This is a genomic window from Allobosea sp. (assembly GCF_030694325.1).
Taxonomy (GTDB): domain Bacteria; phylum Pseudomonadota; class Alphaproteobacteria; order Rhizobiales; family Beijerinckiaceae; genus Allobosea.
In genome coordinates this window covers 1-23,614 of record NZ_JAUXYO010000285.1, presented here as the reverse complement: position 1 = coordinate 23,614, position 23,614 = coordinate 1, and the positions used below count along the sequence as shown (strand labels likewise).

Annotated in this window: 23 protein-coding genes and 1 pseudogene; 16 read left to right on the top strand and 8 right to left on the bottom strand. The window is 67.4% G+C overall.

Going from position 1 to position 23,614, the window contains the following annotated elements; genetic code table 11:
• Nucleotides 1–100: 100 nt before the first annotated feature.
• Together Q8M82_RS18410 and Q8M82_RS18405 are read right to left on the bottom strand one after the other, a co-directional pair.
• Nucleotides 101–2,464 (bottom strand): xanthine dehydrogenase family protein molybdopterin-binding subunit, encoded by a 2,364-nt coding sequence (locus tag Q8M82_RS18410; RefSeq protein ID WP_305692747.1) that lies wholly within the window; start codon nucleotides 2,462–2,464, stop codon nucleotides 101–103.
• Nucleotides 2,465–2,564: 100 nt separating this feature from the next.
• Entirely contained in the window at nucleotides 2,565–3,077 is a 513-nt protein-coding gene (locus tag Q8M82_RS18405; protein ID WP_305692746.1) for a (2Fe-2S)-binding protein, read from the bottom strand.
• Between the two features lie 311 nt (nucleotides 3,078–3,388).
• On the opposite strand from Q8M82_RS18405, the gene Q8M82_RS18400 reads away from it, so the two are divergent.
• A complete protein-coding gene (locus tag Q8M82_RS18400; protein ID WP_305692745.1) occupies nucleotides 3,389–4,747 on the top strand; it encodes a globin-coupled sensor protein in 1,359 nt (452 codons plus the stop codon).
• Nucleotides 4,748–4,818: 71 nt separating this feature from the next.
• On the opposite strand, the gene Q8M82_RS18395 is transcribed toward Q8M82_RS18400, so the two are convergent.
• A complete protein-coding gene (locus Q8M82_RS18395; protein ID WP_069055666.1) occupies nucleotides 4,819–5,271 on the bottom strand; it encodes a CoxG family protein in 453 nt (150 codons plus the stop codon).
• A 185-nt stretch (nucleotides 5,272–5,456) separates the two neighbouring features.
• On the opposite strand from Q8M82_RS18395, the gene pcaB reads away from it, so the two are divergent.
• From pcaB to pcaC, 5 genes are all read left to right on the top strand, one after another.
• Complete coding sequence (pcaB, locus tag Q8M82_RS18390) at nucleotides 5,457–6,836, top strand: 3-carboxy-cis,cis-muconate cycloisomerase (protein ID WP_305692744.1); 1,380 nt, start codon at nucleotides 5,457–5,459, stop codon at nucleotides 6,834–6,836.
• Complete coding sequence (locus Q8M82_RS18385; protein WP_305692743.1) at nucleotides 6,829–8,082, top strand: aconitase X catalytic domain-containing protein; 1,254 nt, start codon at nucleotides 6,829–6,831, stop codon at nucleotides 8,080–8,082. Before pcaB ends, Q8M82_RS18385 begins: the two co-directional genes overlap by 8 nt.
• The gene (locus tag Q8M82_RS18380; protein WP_305692742.1) at nucleotides 8,073–8,486 is read left to right on the top strand and encodes an aconitase X swivel domain-containing protein; all 414 of its coding nucleotides are present in this window, start codon (nucleotides 8,073–8,075) and stop codon (nucleotides 8,484–8,486) included. Before Q8M82_RS18385 ends, Q8M82_RS18380 begins: the two co-directional genes overlap by 10 nt.
• A 20-nt stretch (nucleotides 8,487–8,506) precedes the next feature.
• Nucleotides 8,507–9,286, top strand: coding sequence for a 3-oxoadipate enol-lactonase (gene pcaD, locus Q8M82_RS18375; RefSeq protein WP_305692741.1), 780 nt, complete (start codon nucleotides 8,507–8,509; stop codon nucleotides 9,284–9,286).
• A 164-nt stretch (nucleotides 9,287–9,450) separates the two neighbouring features.
• Entirely contained in the window at nucleotides 9,451–9,846 is a 396-nt protein-coding gene (gene pcaC / locus Q8M82_RS18370; RefSeq protein ID WP_305692740.1) for a 4-carboxymuconolactone decarboxylase, read from the top strand.
• 164 nt (nucleotides 9,847–10,010) lie between these two features.
• On the opposite strand, the gene Q8M82_RS18365 is transcribed toward pcaC, so the two are convergent.
• Nucleotides 10,011–10,529: a flavin reductase family protein gene (locus Q8M82_RS18365; RefSeq protein ID WP_305692739.1), complete on the bottom strand. Its 519-nt coding sequence runs from the start codon at nucleotides 10,527–10,529 to the stop codon at nucleotides 10,011–10,013.
• Between the two features lie 155 nt (nucleotides 10,530–10,684).
• Nucleotides 10,685–11,383 carry a GntR family transcriptional regulator gene (locus Q8M82_RS18360; RefSeq protein ID WP_305692738.1) on the bottom strand — a complete coding sequence of 233 codons (699 nt, stop codon included), beginning with the start codon at nucleotides 11,381–11,383 and terminating at the stop codon, nucleotides 10,685–10,687.
• 256 nt (nucleotides 11,384–11,639) lie between these two features.
• Between Q8M82_RS18360 and Q8M82_RS18355 the strand changes: the two genes are divergently transcribed.
• From Q8M82_RS18355 to Q8M82_RS18310, 10 genes and pseudogenes are all read left to right on the top strand, one after another.
• Nucleotides 11,640–11,966: a cupin domain-containing protein gene (locus Q8M82_RS18355; protein ID WP_305692771.1), complete on the top strand. Its 327-nt coding sequence runs from the start codon at nucleotides 11,640–11,642 to the stop codon at nucleotides 11,964–11,966.
• Nucleotides 11,967–11,976: 10 nt separating this feature from the next.
• Entirely contained in the window at nucleotides 11,977–13,209 is a 1,233-nt protein-coding gene (locus Q8M82_RS18350; RefSeq protein ID WP_305692737.1) for an NAD(P)/FAD-dependent oxidoreductase, read from the top strand.
• Between the two features lie 131 nt (nucleotides 13,210–13,340).
• The gene (locus Q8M82_RS18345; RefSeq protein WP_305692736.1) at nucleotides 13,341–14,351 is read left to right on the top strand and encodes a 4-hydroxyproline epimerase; all 1,011 of its coding nucleotides are present in this window, start codon (nucleotides 13,341–13,343) and stop codon (nucleotides 14,349–14,351) included.
• A gap of 11 nt (nucleotides 14,352–14,362) precedes the next feature.
• Entirely contained in the window at nucleotides 14,363–14,716 is a 354-nt protein-coding gene (locus tag Q8M82_RS18340) for a cupin domain-containing protein (RefSeq protein ID WP_305692735.1), read from the top strand.
• 258 nt (nucleotides 14,717–14,974) lie between these two features.
• Nucleotides 14,975–15,892, top strand: coding sequence for a branched-chain amino acid ABC transporter permease (locus Q8M82_RS18335; RefSeq protein WP_069057266.1), 918 nt, complete (start codon nucleotides 14,975–14,977; stop codon nucleotides 15,890–15,892).
• 4 nt (nucleotides 15,893–15,896) lie between these two features.
• Nucleotides 15,897–17,288, top strand: coding sequence for a high-affinity branched-chain amino acid ABC transporter permease LivM (livM, locus tag Q8M82_RS18330; RefSeq protein WP_305692734.1), 1,392 nt, complete (start codon nucleotides 15,897–15,899; stop codon nucleotides 17,286–17,288).
• Nucleotides 17,288–18,121, top strand: a pseudogene (locus Q8M82_RS18325) (ABC transporter ATP-binding protein); the annotation flags it as partial. The gene livM and the pseudogene Q8M82_RS18325, both read left to right, overlap by 1 nt.
• Before the next feature lie 59 nt (nucleotides 18,122–18,180).
• Nucleotides 18,181–18,930: an ABC transporter ATP-binding protein gene (locus Q8M82_RS18320; protein WP_305692770.1), complete on the top strand. Its 750-nt coding sequence runs from the start codon at nucleotides 18,181–18,183 to the stop codon at nucleotides 18,928–18,930.
• Between the two features lies 1 nt (nucleotide 18,931).
• Nucleotides 18,932–19,306, top strand: a complete 375-nt coding sequence (locus Q8M82_RS18315; protein ID WP_305692732.1) for a DUF6867 family protein — start codon at nucleotides 18,932–18,934, stop codon at nucleotides 19,304–19,306.
• A gap of 130 nt (nucleotides 19,307–19,436) precedes the next feature.
• Nucleotides 19,437–20,552, top strand: a complete 1,116-nt coding sequence (locus tag Q8M82_RS18310) for a branched-chain amino acid ABC transporter substrate-binding protein (protein ID WP_305692731.1) — start codon at nucleotides 19,437–19,439, stop codon at nucleotides 20,550–20,552.
• 204 nt (nucleotides 20,553–20,756) lie between these two features.
• On the opposite strand, the gene Q8M82_RS18305 is transcribed toward Q8M82_RS18310, so the two are convergent.
• The 3 genes from Q8M82_RS18305 to purB are packed head-to-tail and all read right to left on the bottom strand — an operon-like array spanning nucleotide 20,757 to nucleotide 23,403.
• The gene (locus Q8M82_RS18305; protein WP_305692730.1) at nucleotides 20,757–21,335 is read right to left on the bottom strand and encodes an RBBP9/YdeN family alpha/beta hydrolase; all 579 of its coding nucleotides are present in this window, start codon (nucleotides 21,333–21,335) and stop codon (nucleotides 20,757–20,759) included.
• A 7-nt stretch (nucleotides 21,336–21,342) separates the two neighbouring features.
• Nucleotides 21,343–22,089, bottom strand: coding sequence for a metallophosphoesterase family protein (locus Q8M82_RS18300; protein WP_305692729.1), 747 nt, complete (start codon nucleotides 22,087–22,089; stop codon nucleotides 21,343–21,345).
• Between the two features lie 6 nt (nucleotides 22,090–22,095).
• Complete coding sequence (purB, locus tag Q8M82_RS18295) at nucleotides 22,096–23,403, bottom strand: adenylosuccinate lyase (protein WP_305692728.1); 1,308 nt, start codon at nucleotides 23,401–23,403, stop codon at nucleotides 22,096–22,098.
• Nucleotides 23,404–23,614: the final 211 nt, after the last annotated feature.

The following is a 23,614-nucleotide window of genomic DNA, read 5'->3' as shown; positions in this document are numbered from 1 at the left end:
GCCGGAGCGAAGCGGAGAGCCGGGATCCATTCCGGAACGGGTCAGGAATGGATCCCGGATCGGCGCGGCTTCGCCGCTTGTCCGGGGTGACGGAGGAAAACTACTCGGCGGCCATTCGCGTGATGCTCTTCTGCGCCGCACGCCAGACGGCCTGGGGCGTCGCCGGCATGGCGATGTCCTCATGGCCGAGCGCGTCGGTGATGGCGTTGATGACGGCGGGCGGAGCGGCGATGGCGCCGGCCTCGCCGCAGCCCTTGATGCCCAGCGGGTTGGACGGGCAGGCCGTCACCGTCATGCCGACCTCGAAGGAGGGCAGATCGTCGGCGCGTGGCATGCAGTAGTCCATGAAGCTCGCGGTCACGAGCTGGCCGTCGCTGTTGTAGCGCGCGCCCTCGAGCAGCGCCTGGCCGACGCCCTGCGCGATACCGCCATGGACCTGGCCCTCGACGATCATCGGGTTGATGACGTTGCCGAAATCGTCCACCGCCGCCCAGCGCTCGATCTTCGTGACGCCCGTCTGCGGGTCGACCTCGACCTCGCAGATATGGACGCCGGCCGGGAAGGTGAAGTTGGTCGGGTCGTAGAACGCGCCCTCCTTAAGCCCCGGCTCGAGGTCCTGCCCGTTGAACTTGTGGGCGATATAGGCCTGCAGCGCGCAGGAGCCGAAATCGAGCTTGCGGTCGGTGCCCTTCACCGAGAAATGCCCGTCGGCAAAGTCGATATCGACCTCGTCGGCCTCCAGCACATAGGCCGCGACCTTCTTGCCCTTGGCGATGACCTTGTCGACCGCCTTGACGATCGCCGACATGCCGACCGCCCCCGAGCGCGAGCCATAGGTGCCCATGCCCATCTGCACCTTGTCGGTGTCGCCATGGATGATCGAGACGTTCTCGATGGGGATGCCGAGCTTGCCGGAGACCAGCTGCGCGAAGGTCGTCTCATGGCCCTGGCCATGGCTGTGTGAGCCGGTCAGGACCTCGACCGTGCCGACCGGATTGACGCGAACCTCGGCCGATTCCCACAGGCCCACGCCGGCACCGAGCGAGCCGACCGCCGCCGAGGGCGCGATGCCGCAGGCCTCGATATAGGAGGAGAAGCCGATGCCGCGCAGCTTGCCGTTGCGGGCGGACTCCCGCTTGCGCCTGCCGATGCCCTTGTAGTCGATGATCTCCAGCGCCTTCTTCAGCGCCGCGCCGTAATTGCCGGCGTCATACATCATGATCACCGGCGTCTGGTGCGGGAACTTCTTGATGTAGTTCTGCATCCGGAACTTCGCCGGGTCCTTGCCGAGCTCGCGGGCGGCGACCTCGACGAGCCGCTCGACGACGAAGGTCGCCTCCGGCCGCCCTGCCCCGCGATAGGCGTCGACGGGGGCGGTGTTGGTGTAGACAGCGTCGACCTCGGCATAGATCGCCGGGATGTCGTAGGAGCCCGACAGGAGCGGCGCGTAGAGATAGGTCGGCACCGAGGAGGAGAAGGTCGAGAGATAGGCGCCGAGATTGGCCGTCGTCTTGACCCGCAGCGCCGTGATTTTCCCATCGGCATCGGTGGCGAGTTCGGCATGGGTGACGTGGTCGCGCCCATGCGCATCCGACAGGAAGGCCTCGGTGCGGTCGGAGTTCCACTTTACCGGCCGGCCGACCTTCTTCGCCGCCCAGACGCAGACCGTCTCTTCGGCATAGATGAAGATCTTCGAACCGAAGCCCCCGCCGACATCGGGAGCGACGACGCGCAACTTGTTTTCCGGCGCGATGCCGATGAAGGCCGAGAGCACGAGCCGCGCGACATGCGGGTTCTGGCTCGTGGTGTAGAGGGTGAAGATGCCCTCTCCATCATCGTAGTCGCCGACGGCCGCGCGCGGCTCCATCGGGTTCGGCACGAGCCGGTTGTTGACGATGTCGAGCTTCGTGACGTGCTTGGCGGCCCTGAAGGCGGCCTCCGTCTCGTCCTTGTTGCCGAGATGCCAGTTGAACACGGTGTTGTCGGGCGCCTCGGCATGGACGACCGTCTTGGCGCCGGCCGCGCTCGCGGTATCGACCACGGCCGGAAGCACGTCATAATCGACCACGATCGCCTCCGAAGCGTCGCGCGCCTGGGCCAGCGTCTCGGCGACGATGACGCAGACATGGTCGCCGACATAGCGGACCTTGCCCTGGGCGAGCGCGGGATGGGCGCCGGCCCGCATCGGCGAGCCGTCCTTGTTGTGGATCATCCAGCCGCAGATCAGCCCGCCGACCTTGTCGGCGGCCAGATCGTCGCCGGTGAAGATTCCGAGCACGCCCGGCATCGCGGCCGCCGCCTTCGCGTCGATCGACTTGATCGTGGCATGGGCGTGCGGCGAGCGCAGGAAATAGGCATGGGCTTGGCCGGGCCGGTTGATGTCGTCGGTGTAGCGGCCCTGGCCGGTGATGAAGCGGTGATCTTCCTTCCGCCGCACCGAGGCGCCGATTCCGGTTGCCGTCATGGTGTTGTCCCTCCTCAGCGCGCCTCTGACGGGCACGTCTCGATCTCAGATGAAAGCCCGCGCGGAATGGCGCGAGCCCCGCCCTCTCACGCGCGAGCCCTCACTCGGCGGCCTGGCGAGGCGGCTCCTTCCTGTCCATCCCCTGCCCGGCCATGGCCTCGGCACCGGCCGCGACGGCCTTTACGATGTTGTGGTAGCCCGTGCAGCGGCAGATGTTGCCGTCGAGATCCTCGCGGATCGTCTTCTCGTCGAGTTGGTGGCCGCGGCGGTTCACGATGTCGACGGCGGACATGATCATGCCCGGCGTGCAGAAGCCGCATTGCAGGCCGTGATGCTCGCGGAAGGCCTCCTGCATCGGATGCAGCCCGCCCTCGCCGGCCAGCCCCTCGATGGTGGTGATGCTGGCGCCCTCGAGCGAGACGGCGAGCACCGTGCAGGCCTTGGCCGCCTTGCCGTCGATATGGACGACGCAGGCGCCGCACTGGCTGGTGTCGCAGCCGACATGAGTGCCCGTCAACCGCAGGTTCTCGCGCAGGAACTGCACCAGCAGCGTACGCGGATCGATCGTCCCGGTGACCGGTTTCCCGTTCACCGTCATGGATACGCTCGCCATCCTCTTCCTCCTTCGCCCGGGTCTGACGCCCGGCTGCTGACAATCACCGGTGGCTGCGCCGTGCTCACCGCTCGAGGTCGACCGTGAGCTTCTTCTTGGAACAGCTATAAACCGAGTGTGGACCCGTGTTTTTGCGCGGTCAAGCCGGCGCGCTCGTCGCAAGCGCCCGCGATTCGCCACGAAATCAGGCCGTTTTGCCGGCTCACGCAACGGCAGAGGGTAAGTCACACCGCGGGGTGGCAAAAAGGGAGATTTACACGTTTCTTAATGTTGGGCGCATAGCCTCCCCGAAAACGACAGGAAACGCCGCGGTGCCGACGACGCCCCCGCTCTCCACGGCCGAGCAGATCCAGAGCCGCCTGCGCGCCATCGGCTACGGCGAGTCGGATCGGGCGCGCCTGTCGCGCTATGCGGCAGCCACCAAGAGGCTCGCCGATGCGATCGTCGAGGAGGATTTCGACCGCGTGCTGGTCATTCGCCCGGAATTGGCGAAAACGCTCGGCCCCGTCGACGCGCAGCTACGCGAGCAGGAGAAGCGTCACCTGCAGATCCTGTTCGAAGGGCGCTTCGACGAAGCTTACGTGGCCTCGGCGGAGGCGCTCTGCCGCCTCGAGATCCAGGCCGGGATCGGCCCCAAGCCGCGGGTCTCGATCGGCATGGCGCTGCTGCGGCGGTTCGGGCGGATGCACCGGTATCGCCAGCTGTTCAGGCCCCGGTCGCTCGCGCAGGACCTCTTCGTGGTCGAGCGCATCCTCGTCTTCGATATCACCACCGCCATCACCATCGGCGACGAGATCCGCGCGGGCGAGGCCCGTCTCAGGGCAGAGGCTCTCGACGAGGCCACCGAGACGCTGCGGCAACGCATGGGCGGGCTCGAGGCTCGCATCGGTGCCGCCGTCGAGCAGTTCGTGGCCACCGCCGGCGAGACCGCCCGGGCGACCGGCTTCATCAAGAATGCGTTGGGCGATGTCGCCGGCGCCTCCATCCTCGTGCGCGAGAAATCGCTGCAGACGGCAGCCGCGACCGAGGAAATGTCCGCCAATATCGCCGAAATCGGCCAGCGCGCCCATACCAGCCTGGTGGTCGCCCACCGCGCCGTCTCGGATGCCGGGCAAATGAACCAGGCGGTGGCCCGGTTGCGGGAGGTGACCGCGAGCATCGGCACCGTGGTTGGGCTGATCGCCGATATCGCGGCGCAGACGAACCTGCTCGCCCTCAACGCCACCATCGAGGCGGCCCGCGCCGGGGAGGCCGGGCGCGGCTTCGCCGTCGTCGCCTCCGAGGTGAAATCGCTTGCGACGCAGACCGCCAACGCCACCGGCGACATCGCCAGCCAGATCGCCGAATTGACCGCGAGCGCCGAGGCCTGCAGCGCTCACGCCCTCTCGATCGCCGGCACCATCGGCGAGATCCGGCTGGATTCGGAGGCGATTTCCGAGGCTGTCTCGCAGCAGAGCGCGGTCACCGCGGCCATCGCGCAGGATGCCGCCGCCGTGGCACAGAGCTCGGACACGGCGATCGAGCGGGCCAATGCCGTCAGCCACAGCCTCGACGAGACCGCACGTGCGCTGGAACGGGCCAATGCAGCGGCGGCCGACATCGCTCTTCAGGTCGGCGCGGCGGAGGCCAGCGTCGGCGCCGCCCTCGCCTCGCTGCGCAAGGTGTCCTGAGCGCAAGGTGTCCTGAGCGCAGGTCGTCCTGAGCGCAAACCATCCTTGCCGGCGCAGGCGCCGGCGCGCGCTCAGCCCTCGCTGACCGCCTTGGCGAAATTGGCGAAGAACTCGTCGGCGAGCTTCTTCGAGACCGAATCGATCAGCCGCGAGCCGAGCTGCATCAGCTTGCCGCCGACCTGCGCCTCGACATCGTAGCGCAGCACGGTCTGGCCATCCTCCGCGTCGCTCAGCGCGACCTTCGCCCCGCCCTTGGCGAAGCCGGCGATGCCGCCCTCGCCCTCGCCCTGGATACGGTAGCCGTTGGGCGGGTCGAGATCGACGAGCTCGACCTTGCCCTTGAAGCTCGCCTTCACCGGCCCGAGCTTCACCTTCACAACCGCCGAGAAATGCGTGTCGTCGTCCTTGTTGAGCTGCTCGCAGCCGGGAATGCAGGCCTTCAGCACCTCGGGATCGTTGAGCTTGGCCCAGACCACATCCTTGCTCGCGGGCAGCGTCACCTCGCCATTCATCGTCATCGCCATGGCGTTCCTCCCTCAGATCCGTGTCGCGCTCGCCCGGCGCCTGTTGCAGCCGGCATCGCCTCGGGTCTATCCAAGACGGCCGCGTCTATCCATGAGCGGAAAGCGCCGGGCGGCACAAGGGCGAGCGGCACGAGGAGATGACGCGTGACGATGCGACCGGACCGCCGCAGGGACCGCGCTACCCCATGACGGGAGATGCCTCCGGCCTGTTCGGCGAACTCTTCGTCGACCGCGAGATGGCTTCGGCCATGAGCGACAGGGTACTTCTGCACGGAATGCTCGGTTTTCAGGCGATGCTCGCAAGCGCGCTGGAAGCCGAAGCTGTCGCGCCCGAGGGCACAGCCGAGGTCGTCATCCGGCAATGCGATCCCGATCTCTACGACATTGCCGAACTCGGGCGGGCCGCGACGCTGGCCGGCAATCCCGCGATCCCGCTGGTGAAGGCAATGACCGCGCGCGTCGCCGCGGTGTCGCCCGATCACGCCAAATGGGTTCATTACGGCGCGACCAGCCAGGATGTGATCGATTCCGGCTATGTCCATGTCATCGGTTGCGGGCTGAAGGTCGTCGATCACCGGCTCGACCGGCTGACTCATGCCCTGCGAGCGCTGCTCGAGCCGCACCGCACGACGCCGATGATCGGCCGGACGTTCCTGCAACAGGCCGTTCCGATCACGTTCGGCATGAAGGTCGCGCTCTGGCTCGCCCCCTTGCTGGAGAGCCGGCATGTTCTGCGCGATATCCTGGCGGCCCCAGTCGTCCAGTTGGCCGGAGCCGCCGGCACCCTGGCCGCGCTTGGCGACGATGGCGATCGCGTTCAGGCGCGGTTCGTCGCTCTGACGCAGGGCGCAGATCCCTCGCAAATCCCCTGGCATGGGCAGCGTCACCGGATCGCCCGTCTCGCCGCCGAACTCGGCATTCTCACCGGCAATCTCGGCAAGATCGCCCGCGATGTCGGGCTGATGGCCCAGACGGAGATCGGCGAACTCGCCGAACCGGAGGCGCCCGGCAAGGGCGGCTCCTCGGCGATGCCGCACAAGCGCAATCCGGTCTTGTGTACGCTGATCCTCGCGGCGGCCCAGCGTACGCCCGGCCTCGTCGCCACCATGCTGGCGGCGTTGCCGCATGAGCATGAGCGCGCGCTGGGCGGCTGGCATGCGGAATGGCCGACGCTGCCCGAGCTGTTTCGCAGTGCCGGCTCGGCGCTGGCGCAGGCGATCACCCTGATCGAAGGCCTCCAGGTCTTCCCGGAGCGTATGCGCGCCAATATCGATCTGACCCATGGCTTGGTGATGTCGGAACGCGTCTCGCTCGCATTGGCTGCGGCGCTGGGCAAGGCGGAAGCCCACCACCTGTTGGAACAGGCCAGCCGCGCCAGCGTCGCCTCCGGCCGGCATCTGCGCGACCTGCTGGCCGAGGACGCGACCGTCAGCGCACGCCTCTCGCCGGCCGAGCTCGACGCGCTCTTCGATCCCGCGACCTATCGCGGCGCAAGCGACGCGATCATCGACCGCATCATCGCCGCCTATGAAACCGAAAGAGAGTTCATGAGCGGCCATGCTTGAGCTGACCCCGCAGCAGCGCGCCATCGCGGCCGGCACGGACGGCGCCGCCATGGCGCTGCGCATTGTCGCGGAGGCCGCCCGGCTGATGGGCGCCCCCCGGCTCATCCCCGTGGCGTCGGCCCATATCGACGGGGCGCTCTACCATGGCGATTCCGGCACGCTCTTCGCCGAGCGGCTGGTCGAGGGCGGCGCCCGCGTCGCCGTGCGCGCGACGCTGAATGTCGGCGCGCTGGCACCGGCCGGCTGCGCGGCGATCCGCCTAGCCGCGCATGAGCGCGAGATGGCGGCGCGCATGATGCGCGCCTATGAGGCGATGGGCTGCGAGCCGTCCTGGACCTGCGCGCCTTATCAAGCCGGCCACCGCCCGGCCAAGGGCACGGATGTCGCCTGGGGCGAATCCAATGCGGTGGTCTTCTGCAATTCGGTGCTCGGCGCGCGCACCAACCGCTATGGCGATTTCCTCGACATCGCCTGCGCCATCGCTGGCGTCGCCCCCGATTACGGGCTTCACCGCCCGGAGAACCGCATCGCAACCCTGCTGATCGACACGCGGGGCCTGAGCCGGAGTTTACGCGCCTCCGACGTGTTCTACCCCGTGCTCGGCACACTGCTCGGCCGCACCGCCGGCACCGCGATCGCCGTGATCGACGGGCTGCAGGGCTGCACCACGGAAGACCGGCTCAAGGCGCTCGGCGCGGCCTCCGCCTCGGCCGGCGGGGTCGGCCTGTTCCATGTCGCGGGCGTCACGCCCGAGGCGCCGGGCGCAGCGACCGCACTCGGCGACCTGCCGCCGCGCGAGACGCTGGTCCTGACGCCGGCCATCATTCAGCAGGCGCTGGCGGGGCTCTCCACCGCCGGCCAGACCGAGCGCATCGACGCGGTGGCGGTCGGTTCGCCGCATTTGTCGCTGCCGGAGATCGACGAGATCGAGCACAGGCTCGCCGGCCGCCGGCTCGCCGCCCCCCTCTACGCCAACACCGGCCGCCATGTGCTGAAGCCGCTGGAGGCGCAGGGACGCCGCGCCGCGCTGGAGCAGGCCGGGGTGGTCTTCGTCGTCGACACCTGCGTCATCGTCACGCCGATCCTGCCCGAGATCGACGGCGCCGTGCTGATGACGAATTCCGGCAAATTCGCCCATTATGCGCCGGGCACCACCGGCTACGCGGTCACCTATGGGTCGCTCGGCGAATGCGTCGAGAGCGCGGTGGCCGGCCGCCTCGTCCGGGAGGAGCGGGCATGGGCCTGACCACGCAGATCCTGCTGCCGGGCCCGGCCACCGCCGGCCCCTGCCTCGCCTTGACCGCACCGATCAGCTTCTGGGGCGGCGTCGACCCGCGCTCGGGCACGATCATCGACCAGCGCCATCCCCAGCGCGGGCTGAGCGTCGCGGGCACGGTGCTGGCGCTGCCGGGCACGATCGGCTCGTCCTCGGCCTCGGCGGTGCTACTCGAACTCGTCCATGCCGGAAAGGCGCCGGCCGCGATCCTGATGGACGCGCCCGACGCCATCCTGCTGCTCGGTTTGGTGGTGGCGCGCGAAATGGGCTGGCCGACGCCGCCGGCCCTGCGCCTAGCCGCCGCCGATCAGGCGCCGCTGGATGGCCGCAGGCTCGCCATTGCCGCCGACGGCACCATCACGCTTCACGACTGAACCAGACGAGGGACACGCCGATGCCGATCGAGACCCTAGCGGGCGAGCCGTTCAACATCCGCTTCGACGGCCCGGCCGACGCCCCCGTGCTGATGCTGTCGAACTCGCTGGGCACCAATCTTTCGATGTGGGACCCGCAGATCCCCGAATGGTCGAAGCGCTTCCGCATCCTGCGCTACGATTCGCGCGGGCACGGCCAGTCTGTCGCCACCGACACGTCCTTCGGGATCGACCGGCTCGGCCGGGATGCACTGGCGATCCTCGATCATTTCGGCATCGAGCGGGCGCATTGGTGCGGCGTCTCGAAGGGCGGCATGGTCGGGCAGTGGCTCGCCACCAACGCCCGGGAGCGCATGGGCCGTCTCGTCCTCGCCAACACCGCCGCGCATATGGCCCCGCCCTCGCTTTGGGACGACCGCATCGCAATGGCGCGCAGCCAGGGCATGGACGCCCTCGTCCAGGGCGTGCTCGCACGCTGGTTCAGCCCGCGCTTCCGCGAGGCCGAGCCCGCCACGGTGGCGCGGGTCGGCACCATGCTGACCACGACGCCGGCGATCGGCTACGCCACCTGCTGCGCCGCGATACGCGACATGGACCAGCGCGAGACGATCCGCAGCATCACCAATCCGGTTCTGGTGATCATCGGCACGGTTGATCCCGCGACACCGCCCGCCGCCGGTCACCTGATCGCGGAGGCGATTTCCGGCGCCCGCACGGTCGAACTCGACGCCGCTCACCTGTCCAATCTCGAACAGCCGGAAGCCTTCACGAAGGCCGTACAGGACTTCCTGGCGGGCTGATGCCCTTTCGCGAGCCCTCATCCTGAGGAGCGCTCCGCAGGAGCGCGTCTCGAAGGATTCTCCAGATGGTTCCGGAGCCTCCTGGAGCATCCTTCGAGACGCCGCTTTTGCGGCTCCTCAGGATGAGGGATCACCATGCCGAACCCGGCCTCAAGGAGCCCCCCATGGACGACAAGACCCGCTACGCGGACGGAATGACCACGCGCCGCGCCGTGCTCGGCGGGCCTTACGTCGACAAGGCCAGTTCCGGCCTGACCGACTTCAACGGCGAATGGCAGGAGTTCATCACCCGCACCGCCTGGAACGACATCTGGAACCGGCCGGGCCTGCCCCGGCGCGAGCGCTCGATCATCGTGCTGGCGATCGCCGCCTCTCTCGGAGCCTGGGGCGAGTTCCGCATCCATGTCCGCGGCGCACTGAACAATGGCTTGAGCCGCGACGACATCAAGGAGGTGCTGATGCAGACGGCGATCTATGCCGGCGTGCCGGCCGCCAACCACGCCTTCAAGGAAGCCGCGAGCGTCTTCGCCGAGATCGAGGCGGAGGCCGCGAAGGGCTGAGCCGCCGCAGCGGCATTGCGGGTCGTCTCGGAACCACCAAGTCGTCCCGGGCTTGACCCGGGACCCATTCCGGAACCTTCCCGATCAGCGCTCCGGAATGGATCCCGGATCTCCGCTTCGCTAAGTCCGGGATGACCAGCGCATTTGGCAGAACCGATCCGTCGCTAAACCGCCTCGAAACCCCGCTGCCGATAGATCAGGCTGGAGCCGGGCGCCGCCGCCGCGCCGCCCAAGCCCACCACCTCCCCGAACAGGATGCGATGCGTCGCGACATCCTGGATCGCGGTCAGCCGGCAGTCGAAAGCCGCCACTGCGTCCGACAGGACCGGCGCGCCGGTGACGAGCGCCCGCCAGTCGCGGGTGGCGAAGCGCGCCTCGCCCTCGATCCCGCGCCGGCTGGCGAAGATTTCGGCCAGATCGAGCGCGTCGCCCGGCAGGGTATTGATGCAGAACAGGCCGGCCGCCTCGATCACCGCCAGCGTCCGGCTCGGCCGCGCGATGCAGACCAGCACCGTGGGCGGCGAATCCGAGACGGAGGCGACGGCGGTTGCGGTCAGCCCGGCGCGGCCCTCCGCCCCCCGGGTCGTGACGACGTGAACGGCGCTGACGACGCGCGACATCGCATCGCGGAATGACGCGGTCTCGGGGGTCGCCCGCGGCAAGGGGTGGAGCGCTTCGGTCATCGGAATCCGGCAGGCCCATGGCGGGCGGAACGCCCGACATGTAGAGGCTCGCGGCCGGGATTGCCAGTTTGAGCAGGCCGCGACGCGCGCGCGCAGGCAAGGCAGGATCGACGAGCCAACATATATCAAGCGGCCTGCAGCACCTCCGGCCGCTTTCAATCGCGTTCGAGCGTCGCGAGCAGACCACTGCGCAGATGCGCCATCAGCGCGTCGCTCGCGACCATCGCCGCCGCCGGATCGGCCGTCGCCAGGGCCTGCGCGAAGGCGACATGATGGCCCGCCGCCGGCAGCAGGTCGTCGCGCCGCTCGAAATGATACCAGGCCCGCCGGATCAGGGCCTGCAGCGGCTCCACGGCGCGCGTCGCATAGGGGCTGCGGGCTGCGGCGGCGACCTCCGCGTCGAGCTCCTTGTCGAGCCGCATATAGGCATTGGCGTCGCCCTCGAGCGCGGCGGCGCGCATCGCCCACGCCTTCTCGACGATGGCGATGCGCTCGCGCGGGCTGGCGCGCCGCGCCGCATCCCCGGCGATCAGGCGCTCCAGCACCTCGCGCGCATCGAGCGCGGCCATGATGTCGATGGCGTTGATGCCGGCCACGACGACGCCCTTGCGCGGCAGGACCTCGACCAGCCCCTGCTGCGCGAGGCGGATCAGGGCCTCGCGCACCGGCGTCCGGCCGACGCCGACCATGTCGATCAGTTGCGCCTCGGTCAGCGCCGCGCCCGGCCGCAGCGAGAGGGTCACGATCGCCTCTTCCAGCCGCCGATAGGCGATCTCGGTCAGGCTGAGGGACTGCTGGGGTGGAGCCCCGTGATCGTCATAGGCATCGGCTTCCAAGACGGACCTCAGGCTCATCCGGCCTCTCCCAGCGCACCCATCCGGATTGACGCACCGCGAGCTCTTGATATATCAATGGAGTCGTCGCGCATTGATGCCACCTTTGCAATCTGCAGGCGAAACGGGCTCCCGCGCAAGTCGCATTCTGCCGAAAGACGCCCGGCGGACAAGGCCGTTCGCAAAGGCCCTCGACCTGGGCTGCGGACCGATGCAGAACGGAGCCGTGAAGGGCGTGGCCGCGCCCGTCCAGGCCTCGGCCGCAGCGGAGAGTTGGATGGCCTTCACTTGCACGATTCCGGCCTCCCCGACGGTCCAGCAGGACGACGAGACGCTGCGCATCACGCGCTGGGATTTCGAGCCCGGGGCCGTCACCGGCTGGCACAGCCATGGCTGGCCCTATTTCGTCGTGATGCTGGTCGCCGGCACGCTGCGCATCCATGACGGCACCAAGACCACCGAGGTCCCCCTCGCCGAGGGCCAGGCCTATATGCGCCCCGCCGGCATCCAACACGATGTCATGAACGGCTCCGACCACCCGATCGCCTTCGTCGAGATCGAGGTGAAGCGGCCGGGCGCGCTCGCGGAACTGTCGCTGCCATGATGAGCCAGCCATGAAGATCGCCATCGTCGGCGCGGGTATCGTCGGCTGCGCCATCGCCCATGCCCTGCTCGACGAGGGCCACGAGGTTCTGATCCTCGACAAGGAAGGGCCGGGCTTCGGCCCCTCGCGCGGCAATGCCGGCTGGATGGCCCATACCGACATCCTGCCGATCGCCAGCCCGAAGATCCTGCGGCAGGTGCCGAAGTTCTTGGCCGATCCGCTGGGGCCGCTGGCGATCCGCCCGGCTTATTTCCCGAAACTCCTGCCCTGGCTGCTGCGCTTCGTCCTGGCGGCGCGGCCGCAGGCCTATGAGCGCTCCATCCAGGGCATCGGCGCGCTGCAGCAGCGTGCGCTTCCGGCCTGGCTGGCCCGCGCGAGGCAGGCGGGCCTCGAGAGCCATATCCACCGCAAAGGCGGGCTCTACGCCTTCACCGAGCGCAGCGCCTTCGAGGAGGCAGCGGGAATCGCCAAGCGCCAGGCGGAGTTCGGCATCACCGTGGAGATGATCGGCCCCGAGGAACTGCGCCAGTTCGAGCCCGCCTTGAAGGACCAATTCGTCGGCGCCGCCTTCCACCCCGACACCGCCCATATCAGCGATCCGTTGCAGCTCACGCTCGCATTGTTCGAGGCTGCCCTGGCCCGAGGCGCGACCTTCGAGAAGGCCCAGATCACGAACATCTCGACCGGCGAGCGCCCGGCCCTGATCGGCGCCGACGGTTTCCAGCGCGTCGTCGACCGCGCGGTCGTCGCTGCCGGCGCCTGGTCGAAGCCGCTGGCGGCCGCGCTCGGCGACAAGGTCCCGCTCGACACCGAGCGCGGCTACAATGTCAGCTTTCCCGGCGTGACCGGGCTGACCACCCGTCCGATCGGTTTCGAGGGCCACGGCTTCGTCATGACGCCGCTGGAGAGCGGCCTGCGCATCGGCGGCGCGGTCGAGTTCGGCGGGTTGGAGGCTGCGCCCAACCACGCGCGCACGAAAATCCTCTACGACAAGGCGAGCCGGTTCGTGGAGGGCTTGCCGGCTTTCGAGACCGGCACGCTCTGGATGGGCTTCCGTCCCTCCCTGCCCGATTCGCTGCCGGTGATCGGGGCGGCGAGCCGCAACCCGCATGTGATCCACGCCTTCGGCCACGGCCATTACGGCATGACTCAGTCGACCGTGACCGCTGATCTCGTGGCGGCGCTGGTCGCGGGCCGCGAACCCGCGATCGATCTCACCCCGTTCAGCCCGCGCCGATTCTAGGAATTTGCAATGTTGACCGCAGCCCTCATCCTGAGGAGCCCGCGATAGCGGGCGTCTCGAAGGATGAGGGCTGTGAGTGCCACCGAACCAGCCTCCATTGATTCAATCCGCCAACCGACCGAGCCAAGCCGATGAGCACCCACACATTTTTCTGCGTCGACGGCCACACCTGCGGCAACCCGGTGCGCATGGTCGCGGGCGGCGCCCCGCCGCTGAAGGGCGCCAACATGGTCGAGAAGCGGGCCCACTTCCTGGCGGAATATGACTGGATCCGCACCGGGCTGATGTTCGAGCCGCGCGGCCACGACGTCATGTCCGGCTCGATCCTCTATCCGCCCACGCGCGACGACGCCGACATCGCCTTCCTCTTCATCGAGACCTCGGGCTGCCTGCCGATGTGCGGCCATGGAACCATCGGCACGGTGACGATGGCGCTGGAGCGCGGCCTCGTCACGCCGCGCGAGGAGGGCGTGCTGCGCATCGACACCCCGGCCGGGCTGGTCACCGCCCGCTACACCCGCAACGGCGACCATGTCGACAATGTCCGCATCACCAATATCGCCTCCTATCTCCATGCGACGGGCCTGACCGCTGAGATCGAGGAACTGGGCGAGGTCACGGTCGACGTCGCCTATGGCGGCAACTTCTACGCGATCGTCGATCCGCAGGACACCTTCCGCGACATTGCCGACATCAACCCCTCCGACATCCAGCGCTGGAGCCCGAAGCTGCGTGCCGCACTCAACGCGAAATACCAGTTCGTCCACCCCGAGAACCCGGCGATCAACGGCCTCTCGCACATCCTCTGGACCGGAGAGCCGACCAAGCCCGAGGCCCATGCCCGCAACGCCGTGTTCTATGGCGACAAGGCGATCGACCGCTCGCCCTGCGGCACCGGCACCTCATCGCGCATGGCGCAGTGGGCAGCGCAGGGAAAGCTCCAGGTCGGCGACGATTTCATCCATGAGAGCATCATCGGAACGATGTTCCGCGGCCGCGTCGAGGCGACCGCGCAAATCGGCCCCTTCGAGGGCATCATTCCCTCGATCGAGGGCTGGGCCCGCATGACCGGCTACAACACGATCTTCATCGACGACCGCGACCCGCTGGCGCATGGTTTCCTGGTGACCGACCGGAGCTGAAAGAAGGGGCCATGACGGACGCTGTCTCGCTTGCGGACAAACTCGCCACGTTCGAAGACACCTGGTCGCCCAAGATCGTCACCCGCTTCAACGGGCACGACGTCATGGTCGTCAAGGTCAAGGGCGAGTTCGTCTGGCACAGCCATCCCGACACCGATGACTTCTTCCTGGTCATCAGCGGGCGGCTGCGCATCAAGCTGAGAGATCGCGAGGTTGTGCTCGGCCCCGGCGAACTCTTCGTCGTGCCCCGCGGCATCGAGCATTGCCCGGTTGCCGAGGAGGAAACCCACCTCCTTCTGATCGAACCGGCCGGCACCCCCAATACCGGCGACGAGGCGACCGCCGCCATAAAGACGGCGATCTGAGCCGCTGCGGCCGTTTTCGGCGCGGGCATGCGCCCTGCCCCAGGCACAATCATCTTGCGTGAAATCCCCGCGCCGTCGCACAGCTTGCTGCCCATTTGCGAGGCAATCCGCCGCAGATTGCTTTTGACAGTTTTGTAGCCCGGCGCGATTGTCCAAAACGCAAGGCGTTGGTAGCTCTGCATCGTGATCGCATCCCGCATGCGTCGGCGTCATGCCGGCGGAGAGAACGGGAGCGGGTTCAAGGGGTCTGCGTCGTCGATGGAAGTGTTCCTGCAGCAGCTCATCAACGGGCTGACCCTGGGGTCGATCTACGGCCTGATCGCCATCGGCTACACGATGGTTTTCGGCATCATCGGCATGGTGAACTTCGCCCATGGCGACATCTTCATGCTCTCGGCCTTCATCGCTCTGATCTTCTTTATGCTGATCGCCTCCTGGTTCGGCGCGGGGCTGATCGTGGTGGCGCTGATCGTGGTGCTGGTGCTGGCGATGTTCTTCACCTCGCTCTGGAACTGGGCGATCGAGCGCGTCGCCTACCGGCCCCTGCGCGGCTCCTTCCGCCTCGCCCCGCTGATCTCGGCGATCGGCATGTCGATCTTCCTGATGAACTTCGTGCAGGTGGTGCAGGGCCCGCGTAACAAATCGACGCCGCCCATGCTCAACAAGTCGATCACGCTGATCGAGAGCGCGACCTATTCCGTCCAGATTTCCTACAAGCAGATCGTCATCATCGTGACGACCGCGGTGCTGCTCGCCGCTTTCTGGTACATCGTCCAGAAGACGCCGCTCGGCCGCGCCCAACGCGCCTGCGAGCAGGATCGCAAGATGGCCGCTTTGCTCGGCATCGACGTCGACCGCACGATCTCGATCACCTTCATCATGGGTGCCGCGCTCGCCGCGGTGGCCGGCGTGATGTACCTCGTCCTCTACGGCGTGGTGAGCTTCCATGACGGCTTCGTGCCGGGGGTGAAGGCCTTCACCGCGGCCGTGCTGGGCGGCATCGGCTCGCTGCCGGGCGCCGTCATCGGCGGCCTCCTGATCGGGCTGATCGAGGTGATGTGGTCGGCCTATTTCACCATCGACTACAAGGACGTCGCCGCCTTCTGCATCCTGGCGATCGTGCTGGTCTTCATGCCCTCGGGTCTGCTCGGCCGTCCCGAAGTCGAGAAGGTCTGACGCCATGGCGACGCCCGCGACCAAGTCCGCAGCCTCCCCCGCTTCGCAGCGCGACTGGCACGCCGCCTTCAAGGAGGCCGGCTTCGCCGCCCTCGTCACGCTGGGGCTGTGCATCCCGATCATCGCCTGGGGCACCCGCCAGAACATGGACAACGTCCTGGTTCTGGACCCGCGCTGGGACGCCGTCGCCTGGGCGGTCGCCATCGTCTTCGTCGGCCGCTTCGTCATCGCGCTGCGCCAGCAGACGAAGGCGAGCCGGCAGTCCCTGGTGCGCTTCCTGCCCCATGGCACCTTCGCCTTCTTCCAGCGCCATTCGCGCAAGTTCTCGCTCTTCGGCCTGGGCTTCCTCGTCACTTTCCCGATCATCGCGATCAATCTCGCGGGCTGGGGCGGCGCGCTGAAATGGATCGACAATTTCGGCATCCAGATCCTGATCTACGTCATGCTCGGCTGGGGGCTGAACATCGTCGTCGGCCTCGCGGGCCTGCTCGATCTCGGCTATGTCGCCTTCTATGCCGTCGGCGCTTATTCCTACGCCCTGCTGGCGAAGAATTTCGGCCTGTCCTTCTGGATCCTGCTGCCGCTCTCGGGGATCCTCGCCGCCTTCTGGGGCATGCTGCTCGGCTTCCCCGTGCTGCGGCTGCGCGGCGACTATCTGGCGATCGTGACGCTCGCCTTCGGCGAGATCATCCGCCTCGTCCTGATCAACTGGGTCAGTTTCTCGGGCGGCTATGCCGGCATCTCCGGCATCCCGCGCCCGACCTTCTTCGGCATTCCCTTCAATGCCAATGACGACGGCTTCGCCGCCGTGTTCGGGCTCGAGTTCTCGCCGCTCTACCGAACGATCTTTCTCTACTATTTGATCCTGGCGCTCGCTCTGCTCACCGCATTCGTCACGCTCCGGCTCAGGCGGTTGCCGGTGGGCCGCGCCTGGGAGGCGCTGCGCGAGGACGAGATCGCCTGCCGCTCGCTGGGCATCAACACGACCTCGACCAAGCTCACCGCCTTCTCGATCGGCGCCATGTTCGGCGGCTTCGCCGGGGCGTTCTTCTCGGCCAGGCAGGGCTTCATCTCGCCGGAATCCTTCGTCTTCATGGAATCGGCGGTGATCCTGGCGGTCGTGGTGCTCGGCGGCATGGGCTCGCTCTGGGGCTGCGCCATCGCCGCGATCGTGATGATCGGCGGCACGGAGTTGCTGCGCGAGCTGGACTGGCTGAAAGCGGTGTTCGGCAATGATTTCGACCCGACCAAGTACCGCATGCTGATCTTCGGCCTCGCCATGGTGCTGATCATGATCTGGAAGCCGCGCGGCCTGATCTCGACGCGCGAGCCGACCGCCTTCCTCAAGGAGAAGAAGTCGATCTCCTCCGACATGGTCCAGGAGGGGCACGGCTGATGGCGACCGCTCCCGCCCCGACCGCTGCCCACGGCCGCCCGCTGCTTCAGGTCGAGCACCTCACCATGCGCTTCGGCGGCCTCACCGCCGTCAACGACCTTTCCTTCGAGGCGCGCAAGGGCGACATCACCGCGCTGATCGGCCCCAACGGCGCCGGCAAGACCACGGTCTTCAACTGCATCACCGGCTTCTACAAGCCGACGGAGGGCATGATCACGCTCACGCAAGGATCGGGCGCCAGCCACCTGCTCGAGCGCATGCCGGACTTCCAGATCAGCTGGAAGGCCAAGGTCGCCCGCACCTTCCAGAACATCCGCCTCTTCGGCGGCATGACCGTGCTGGAGAACCTGCTGGTCGCGCAGCACAACCCGCTGATGATCGCCTCGGGCTACACCTTCCTCGGCGTGCTCGGCATCGGCGGCTACAAGGCGCGCGAGAAGGAGGCGATCGAGAAGGCCAAGTTCTGGCTCGAGAAGATCAACCTGATCGACCGCGCCGACGACCCCGCCGCCGACCTGCCCTATGGCGACCAGCGCCGCCTCGAGATCGCGCGCGCCCTGTGCACCGACCCGGTCCTGCTCTGCCTCGACGAGCCGGCCGCCGGCCTCAACCCGCGCGAAAGCCATGACCTCAACACCCTGCTCCTCTCGATCCGCCAGGACATCGGCACCGCGCTGCTGCTCATCGAGCACGACATGTCGGTGGTGATGGAGATCTCGGACCATGTCGTGGTGCTCGACTACGGCACCAAGATCGCCGACGGAACCCCTCCGGAAATCCAGGCCGATCCGAGGGTGATCGCGGCCTATCTCGGCGTCGACGACGACGAGGTCGAGGCCGCCGAAGCGGAGGTCGGACTCGCGTGACCGAGGTCATCCTGCCAACCGAAACCCTGACGCCGGCGGCCGGGCTGCCGAAGGGCCAGCCGCTGCTCAGCGTGCGCGGGGTCAAGACCTATTACGGCAAGATCATCGCCCTGAAGGGCGTCGACATGGATGTGCACGAAGGCGAGATCGTCACGCTGATCGGCGCCAACGGCGCCGGCAAGTCGACGCTGATGATGACGATCTTCGGCAACCCGCAGGCCCGCGAGGGCACGATCACCTATGAGGGCCGCGACATCACCAGGATGCCGAGCCATCTGATCGCGAGGCTGGGAATAGCGCAGTCCCCGGAAGGGCGCCGCATCTTCCCGCGCATGACCGTGTTCGAGAACCTCCAGATGGGGGCGGCGCTGCGCGACCTCTCTCATTTCGACGAGGACCTCAAGAGGATCTGCACCCTCTTCCCGCGCATCCGCGAGCGCCTGCAGCAGCGCGGCGGCACGCTCTCGGGCGGCGAGCAGCAGATGGTGGCGATCGCGCGCGCGCTGATGGCCCGCCCGAAGCTGCTGCTGCTGGACGAGCCCTCGCTCGGCCTCGCCCCGCTGATCGTCAAGCAGATTTTCGAGGCGATCCGCGAGCTCAACCGCACGCAGGGGTTGACCGTCTTCCTCGTCGAGCAGAACGCCTTCCACGCGCTCAAGCTCGCCCATCGCGGCTATGTCATGGTCAACGGCGTCGTCACCATGAGCGGCTCGGGCAAGGACCTCCTCGCCGATCCGCAGGTTCGCGCCGCCTATCTCGAAGGCGGGAGGCACTGACATGCAGGGCATTCTCTACGAAGAGCCGACGGTCTGGCTGTTCCTGCTGGTCACGGTGGTGATGGGCGGCTGGCTCGCCTGGATGACCGGCCGGGCCATGGCGCTGACCTGGAAGCCGACCATCCAGCTCGTGCTTTATGTCCTCGTCCTCGGGCTGGTCGTGCGCTTCATCCATTTCGCCCTGTTCGAGGCGACGCTGCTGACGCTGCACTACTACATCGTCGACACCATCATCCTGATGGGCTTCGGCTTCGCCGGCTGGCGCTACCACCGCGCCCGCCAGATGACGACGCAGTATCGCTGGCTCTTCGAGCGCACCGGCCCCTTCGGCTGGAAGCCCCGGCCCGGCGTTGAAATCAAAGACGAATTGGCCTGAAAAGGCGGCGAGCTTGACGCGTGACAGACCGTGGAAAAAGCGCAAGACTGCGTTTCACGGTGACATCCGCGCCGAGACGGGCGAGCAATGACCGCCCGTTCACAGTGACGACACAGGGGAGTCGCATCTCATGAAGAAACTGCTGTTGAGCAGCATCGCGCTCGGCGCGGTCCTCGCCTTCTCCGGCGCGGCCAACGCCCAGATCAAGCTCGGCGTCGGCGGCCCCATCACCGGGCCCAACGCCGCCTTCGGCGCCCAGCTGAAGAACGGGACGGAGCAGGCCGTCGAGGACATCAACGCCGCTGGCGGCGTGCTGGGCCAGAAGCTCGTCGTCTCGGTCGGCGACGACGTCTCCGATCCCAAGCAGGGCGTCTCGGTCGCCAACAAATTCGTCGGCGACGGCGTCAAATGGGTCGTCGGCCACTTCAACTCCGGCGTCGCCATGCCGGCGTCCGAAGTCTACGCCGAAAACGGCATCCTGATGATCTCGCCTTCGGCCACCAACCCGAAGATCACCGAGCGCGGCCTCTGGAACGTCTTCCGCACCTGCGGCCGCGACGACCAGCAGGGCGAGGTCGCGGCGGCCTACATCGCCAAGAACTTCAAGGACAAGAAGATCGCCATCGTCCACGACAAGACGACCTATGGCCAGGGCCTCGCCGACGAGACCCGCAAGGGCCTGACCAAGGCCGGCATCAAGGACGTGCTCTATGAGGGCGTGAACGCCGGCGAGAAGGACTTCTCGGCCCTCATCTCCAAGATCAAGTCCGTCGGCGCCGACTTCGTCTACTGGGGCGGCCTGCACACCGAAGGCGGCCTGATCGTGCGCCAGATGCGCGACCAGGGCGTCAAGGCCGTGCTGATCTCCGGCGACGGCATCACCACCGACGAGTTCGCCACGATCGGCGGCCCCGGCGTCGAAGGCACGCTGATGACCTTCCCGCCGGATCCGCAGAAGCGCCCCGAGGCGGCCGCCATCGTCAAGAAGTTCGAAGCCAAGAACTTCAAGCCCGAGGCCTATACCCTGTACAGCTACGCTGCCGTGCAGATCATGGCCGAAGGTGCCAAGCGCGCCAACTCGGTCGATCCCAAGAAGGTCGCCGAGGCCCTGCGCGGCAGCGCGCCGGTCAAGACCGTCATCGGCGACATCGCCTTCGACAAGAAGGGCGACATCACCCGCCCCGACTACACCATGTACACCTGGAAGAAGGGCGCCGACGGCAAGATCACCTATGTCGAGAATTGATCTCGACAGCTGATCGCGCCCGCGCGTGAAACGAGACCGCCCCGGTGAAAGCCGGGGCGGTTTTGTTTTGGGGGAAGGACGTCATTCTCGGGCGAAGCGAAGCGCAGACCCGAGAATCTCTGGAGGGTGACCCGCTGGAGCCGCTTCCGTTGAGAGATGCTCGGGTCAAGCCCGAGCATGACGTCCAATCAACGCGGGCAGCCGCTACGACCGAATCTGTTTCTGCGGAACCGCCGTCAAGCTTCTGAGAAAGCCCGCGAAACGCAACAGGCCATCGGGCCAGGGCCCATGCCCGGACTCGGTGTTGAGATGCCCGCTCTCGCCGGCGTCGACGTACTCCGCGCCCCAGGCGTCGGCCAACTCCTTCGCCTCCTGCGGCGTGCAATAGGGATCGTTGCTGCTGGCGATCAGCACGCTGCGGAACGGCAGAGGATGGCGCCGGTGCGCGGCGAAGGCCGGCGTCATCCCCGGCAGCTCGCGCTTGGCGCGCTCGGCCGCGGGCGCCACCAGAAAAGCGCCGGCCACCTCGCCGGGGTGCAGATGCTCGGCCGCATGCGCGATCGCGCTGACGCCGCAGGAATGCCCGACCAGCACGACCGGCCGCGTCGCCGCCCGCACCGCCGCAACGATGCGGTCCGCCCAGAGCCGCGAGGGCTTGTGCCAGTCCTCCTGCTCGACCACCCGCGCGGTCGAGAGCTTGGCGACCCAGCGGCTCTGCCAGTGACCGGGCCCGGAACCCGACCAGCCGGGGATGATGAGGATGTCGGTGTCGGAGGTTTTCATGGCGGGATCATTCAGGCTTCAGGGCTAGACCACTCGACAAAGCGTGAGCCCAGTCAGCGCGACCTCGGGCAAGGGCGAGATCAGCCGCTGCCCGCCAATCGTATCGCAGCGCGAGAAAGTCGAACCGCCAACCGGCTCGATGCCGTTCAACGATGCCGTAACGCGCATGCTGGCTCTCCGCCTGCATGAAGTGCCATGACGGATGATCGTCATCGTAAGCCGGCAGACCGACGCTGCCGGGATTGAACACGCTGCGCCCATCGGCGAGTTCCATCAGGCGCGGAATATGCGAGTGCCCACAAAGGATGAGGTCCGCTGAGACACTTTCCAGCGTCTGCCTTACCAAGTCTTCCGACAGCACCTCATGCCCATGCAGGGTCGGCCGTTCCGTCAGATACTCGTCGTCTCGCCTGGGCTGAGCGTGGAACATGGTCACGCCGGCCGTCGGCGATGCGGAAAAGGGCAGCGACTTCAGCCAGTCGAAATGCCGCGTCTCCAACTCGTCCACAGCGGCCCTGTCGGACGGTCCAAGCTGTTCGAGCGGCCGCTCGATCAGATAGCGGTCGTGATTGCCCCGTACCGTCAGCCAGTCCTTGGACATCAGCAGATCGGCCGTCTCGCGCGCCTTCAGCGGCCCCGACAGACTGTCGCCGAGATTGACGACCAAGTCGGGCCGCGTCCGCTCCAGATCCTCCACGACCGCTTCGAGCGCGTCGAAATTGCCGTGGATATCCGCAAGGACCGCGATCCGCATCGGCGCTCAACCCTCCCCGAACACCCGGGCGAAGATCGTGTCGACATGCTTGAAGTGGTAGCCCTCGTCGAACATCGCCTCGAGCTCGGCGTCCGAGAGCCGCGCGGTGACGTCGGCATCGGCCTTGAGATTGGTGAGAAAATCCTCGCCATGCTCCCAGGTCCGCATCGCATTGCGCTGGACCATGGAATAGCTCTCCTCGCGGCTCGCGCCGGCCTGGGTCAGGGCGAGCAGCACGCGCTGCGAATTGTGCAGGCCGCCGAGCCGGTCGAGATTGCGGCGCATGTTGTCGGGATAGATCAAGAGCTTGTCGACGACGCCGGTCAACCGCGCCAGGGCGAAATCGAGCGTCACGGTCGCGTCGGGGCCGATCATGCGCTCGACCGAGGAGTGCGAGATGTCGCGCTCATGCCAGAGCGCGACGTTTTCCAGCGCCGGCATGACCATGCCGCGGACCAGCCGGGCGAGGCCCGTCAGGTTTTCGGTCAGCACGGGATTGCGCTTGTGAGGCATCGCCGAGGAGCCCTTCTGGCCCGGCGAGAAGAACTCCTCCGCCTCATAGACCTCGGTGCGCTGGAGATGGCGGATCTCGGTCGAAAGCCGCTCGATCGAGGAGGCGACGACGCCGAGCGTGGCGAAATACATCGCGTGCCGGTCGCGCGGGATCACCTGCGTCGAGACGGGCTCGACGGTCAGCCCCATCTTCTCGGCGACATACTCTTCGACGCTCGGATCGATATTGGCGAAGGTCCCGACCGCGCCCGAGATCGCGCAGGTCGCGATTTCGGCGCGGGCCGCCACGAGCCGGGCCCGGCAGCGATCGAACTCGGCATAGGCCTGGGCGAGCTTGAGCCCGAAGGTCACCGGCTCGGCGTGGATGCCGTGCGAGCGGCCGATCGTCGGGGTGAATTTGTGCTCGAAGGCGCGGCGCTTGATCGCCGCCAGCAGCGCATCGACATCGGCGATGAGGATGTCCGTCGCCCGCGCCAGCTGCACCGAGAGCGTCGTGTCGAGGATGTCCGAGGAGGTCATGCCCTGATGGACGAAGCGTGCCTCGGGGCCGACGATCTCGGCCAGATGCGTCAGGAAGGCGATGACGTCGTGCTTGGTGACGCGCTCGATCTCGTCGATGCGGGCGACGTCGAAGACCGCGTCCTTCGCCTTGGCCCAGATCGTTGCGGCCGCCTCCTTCGGCACGACGCCGAGCTCGGCCAGCTTGTCGGTGGCATGCGCCTCGATCTCGAACCAGATCCGGAACCGCGTCTGCGGCTCCCAGATCGCGACCATCTCGGGGCGGGAATAGCGCGGGATCATCGTCTCGTCCTTGTCAACACACGAGCCCTCATACTGAGGAGCGCTCCTTCAGGAGCGCGTCTCGAAGGATGCTCCAGAAGGCGCTCACTGGATCATCCTTCGAGACGCCGCTTCGCGGCTCCTCAGGATGAGGGCTGATTAAACCTCAAACCCACTCCCCGCGCGCGGCTTCGGCCGCCTTGCGGATCGCGGCGATATTGCCGGCATAGGC

What these genes read in the sequence shown, in the direction of transcription:
- Q8M82_RS18410 (WP_305692747.1), bottom strand. Translation starts at nt 2,464, where the DNA reads ATGACGGCAACCGGAATCGGCGCCTCGGTGCGGCGGAAGGAAGATCAC.
- Q8M82_RS18405 (WP_305692746.1), bottom strand. Translation starts at nt 3,077, where the DNA reads ATGGCGAGCGTATCCATGACGGTGAACGGGAAACCGGTCACCGGGACG.
- Q8M82_RS18395 (WP_069055666.1), bottom strand. Translation starts at nt 5,271, where the DNA reads ATGGCGATGACGATGAATGGCGAGGTGACGCTGCCCGCGAGCAAGGAT.
- pcaB (WP_305692744.1), top strand. Translation starts at nt 5,457, where the DNA reads ATGACGGGAGATGCCTCCGGCCTGTTCGGCGAACTCTTCGTCGACCGC.
- Q8M82_RS18385 (WP_305692743.1), top strand. Translation starts at nt 6,829, where the DNA reads ATGCTTGAGCTGACCCCGCAGCAGCGCGCCATCGCGGCCGGCACGGAC.
- Q8M82_RS18380 (WP_305692742.1), top strand. Translation starts at nt 8,073, where the DNA reads ATGGGCCTGACCACGCAGATCCTGCTGCCGGGCCCGGCCACCGCCGGC.
- pcaD (WP_305692741.1), top strand. Translation starts at nt 8,507, where the DNA reads ATGCCGATCGAGACCCTAGCGGGCGAGCCGTTCAACATCCGCTTCGAC.
- pcaC (WP_305692740.1), top strand. Translation starts at nt 9,451, where the DNA reads ATGGACGACAAGACCCGCTACGCGGACGGAATGACCACGCGCCGCGCC.
- Q8M82_RS18365 (WP_305692739.1), bottom strand. Translation starts at nt 10,529, where the DNA reads ATGACCGAAGCGCTCCACCCCTTGCCGCGGGCGACCCCCGAGACCGCG.
- Q8M82_RS18360 (WP_305692738.1), bottom strand. Translation starts at nt 11,383, where the DNA reads ATGAGCCTGAGGTCCGTCTTGGAAGCCGATGCCTATGACGATCACGGG.
- Q8M82_RS18355 (WP_305692771.1), top strand. Translation starts at nt 11,640, where the DNA reads ATGGCCTTCACTTGCACGATTCCGGCCTCCCCGACGGTCCAGCAGGAC.
- Q8M82_RS18350 (WP_305692737.1), top strand. Translation starts at nt 11,977, where the DNA reads ATGAAGATCGCCATCGTCGGCGCGGGTATCGTCGGCTGCGCCATCGCC.
- Q8M82_RS18345 (WP_305692736.1), top strand. Translation starts at nt 13,341, where the DNA reads ATGAGCACCCACACATTTTTCTGCGTCGACGGCCACACCTGCGGCAAC.
- Q8M82_RS18340 (WP_305692735.1), top strand. Translation starts at nt 14,363, where the DNA reads ATGACGGACGCTGTCTCGCTTGCGGACAAACTCGCCACGTTCGAAGAC.
- Q8M82_RS18335 (WP_069057266.1), top strand. Translation starts at nt 14,975, where the DNA reads ATGGAAGTGTTCCTGCAGCAGCTCATCAACGGGCTGACCCTGGGGTCG.
- livM (WP_305692734.1), top strand. Translation starts at nt 15,897, where the DNA reads ATGGCGACGCCCGCGACCAAGTCCGCAGCCTCCCCCGCTTCGCAGCGC.
- Q8M82_RS18315 (WP_305692732.1), top strand. Translation starts at nt 18,932, where the DNA reads ATGCAGGGCATTCTCTACGAAGAGCCGACGGTCTGGCTGTTCCTGCTG.
- Q8M82_RS18310 (WP_305692731.1), top strand. Translation starts at nt 19,437, where the DNA reads ATGAAGAAACTGCTGTTGAGCAGCATCGCGCTCGGCGCGGTCCTCGCC.
- Q8M82_RS18305 (WP_305692730.1), bottom strand. Translation starts at nt 21,335, where the DNA reads ATGAAAACCTCCGACACCGACATCCTCATCATCCCCGGCTGGTCGGGT.
- Q8M82_RS18300 (WP_305692729.1), bottom strand. Translation starts at nt 22,089, where the DNA reads ATGCGGATCGCGGTCCTTGCGGATATCCACGGCAATTTCGACGCGCTC.
- purB (WP_305692728.1), bottom strand. Translation starts at nt 23,403, where the DNA reads ATGATCCCGCGCTATTCCCGCCCCGAGATGGTCGCGATCTGGGAGCCG.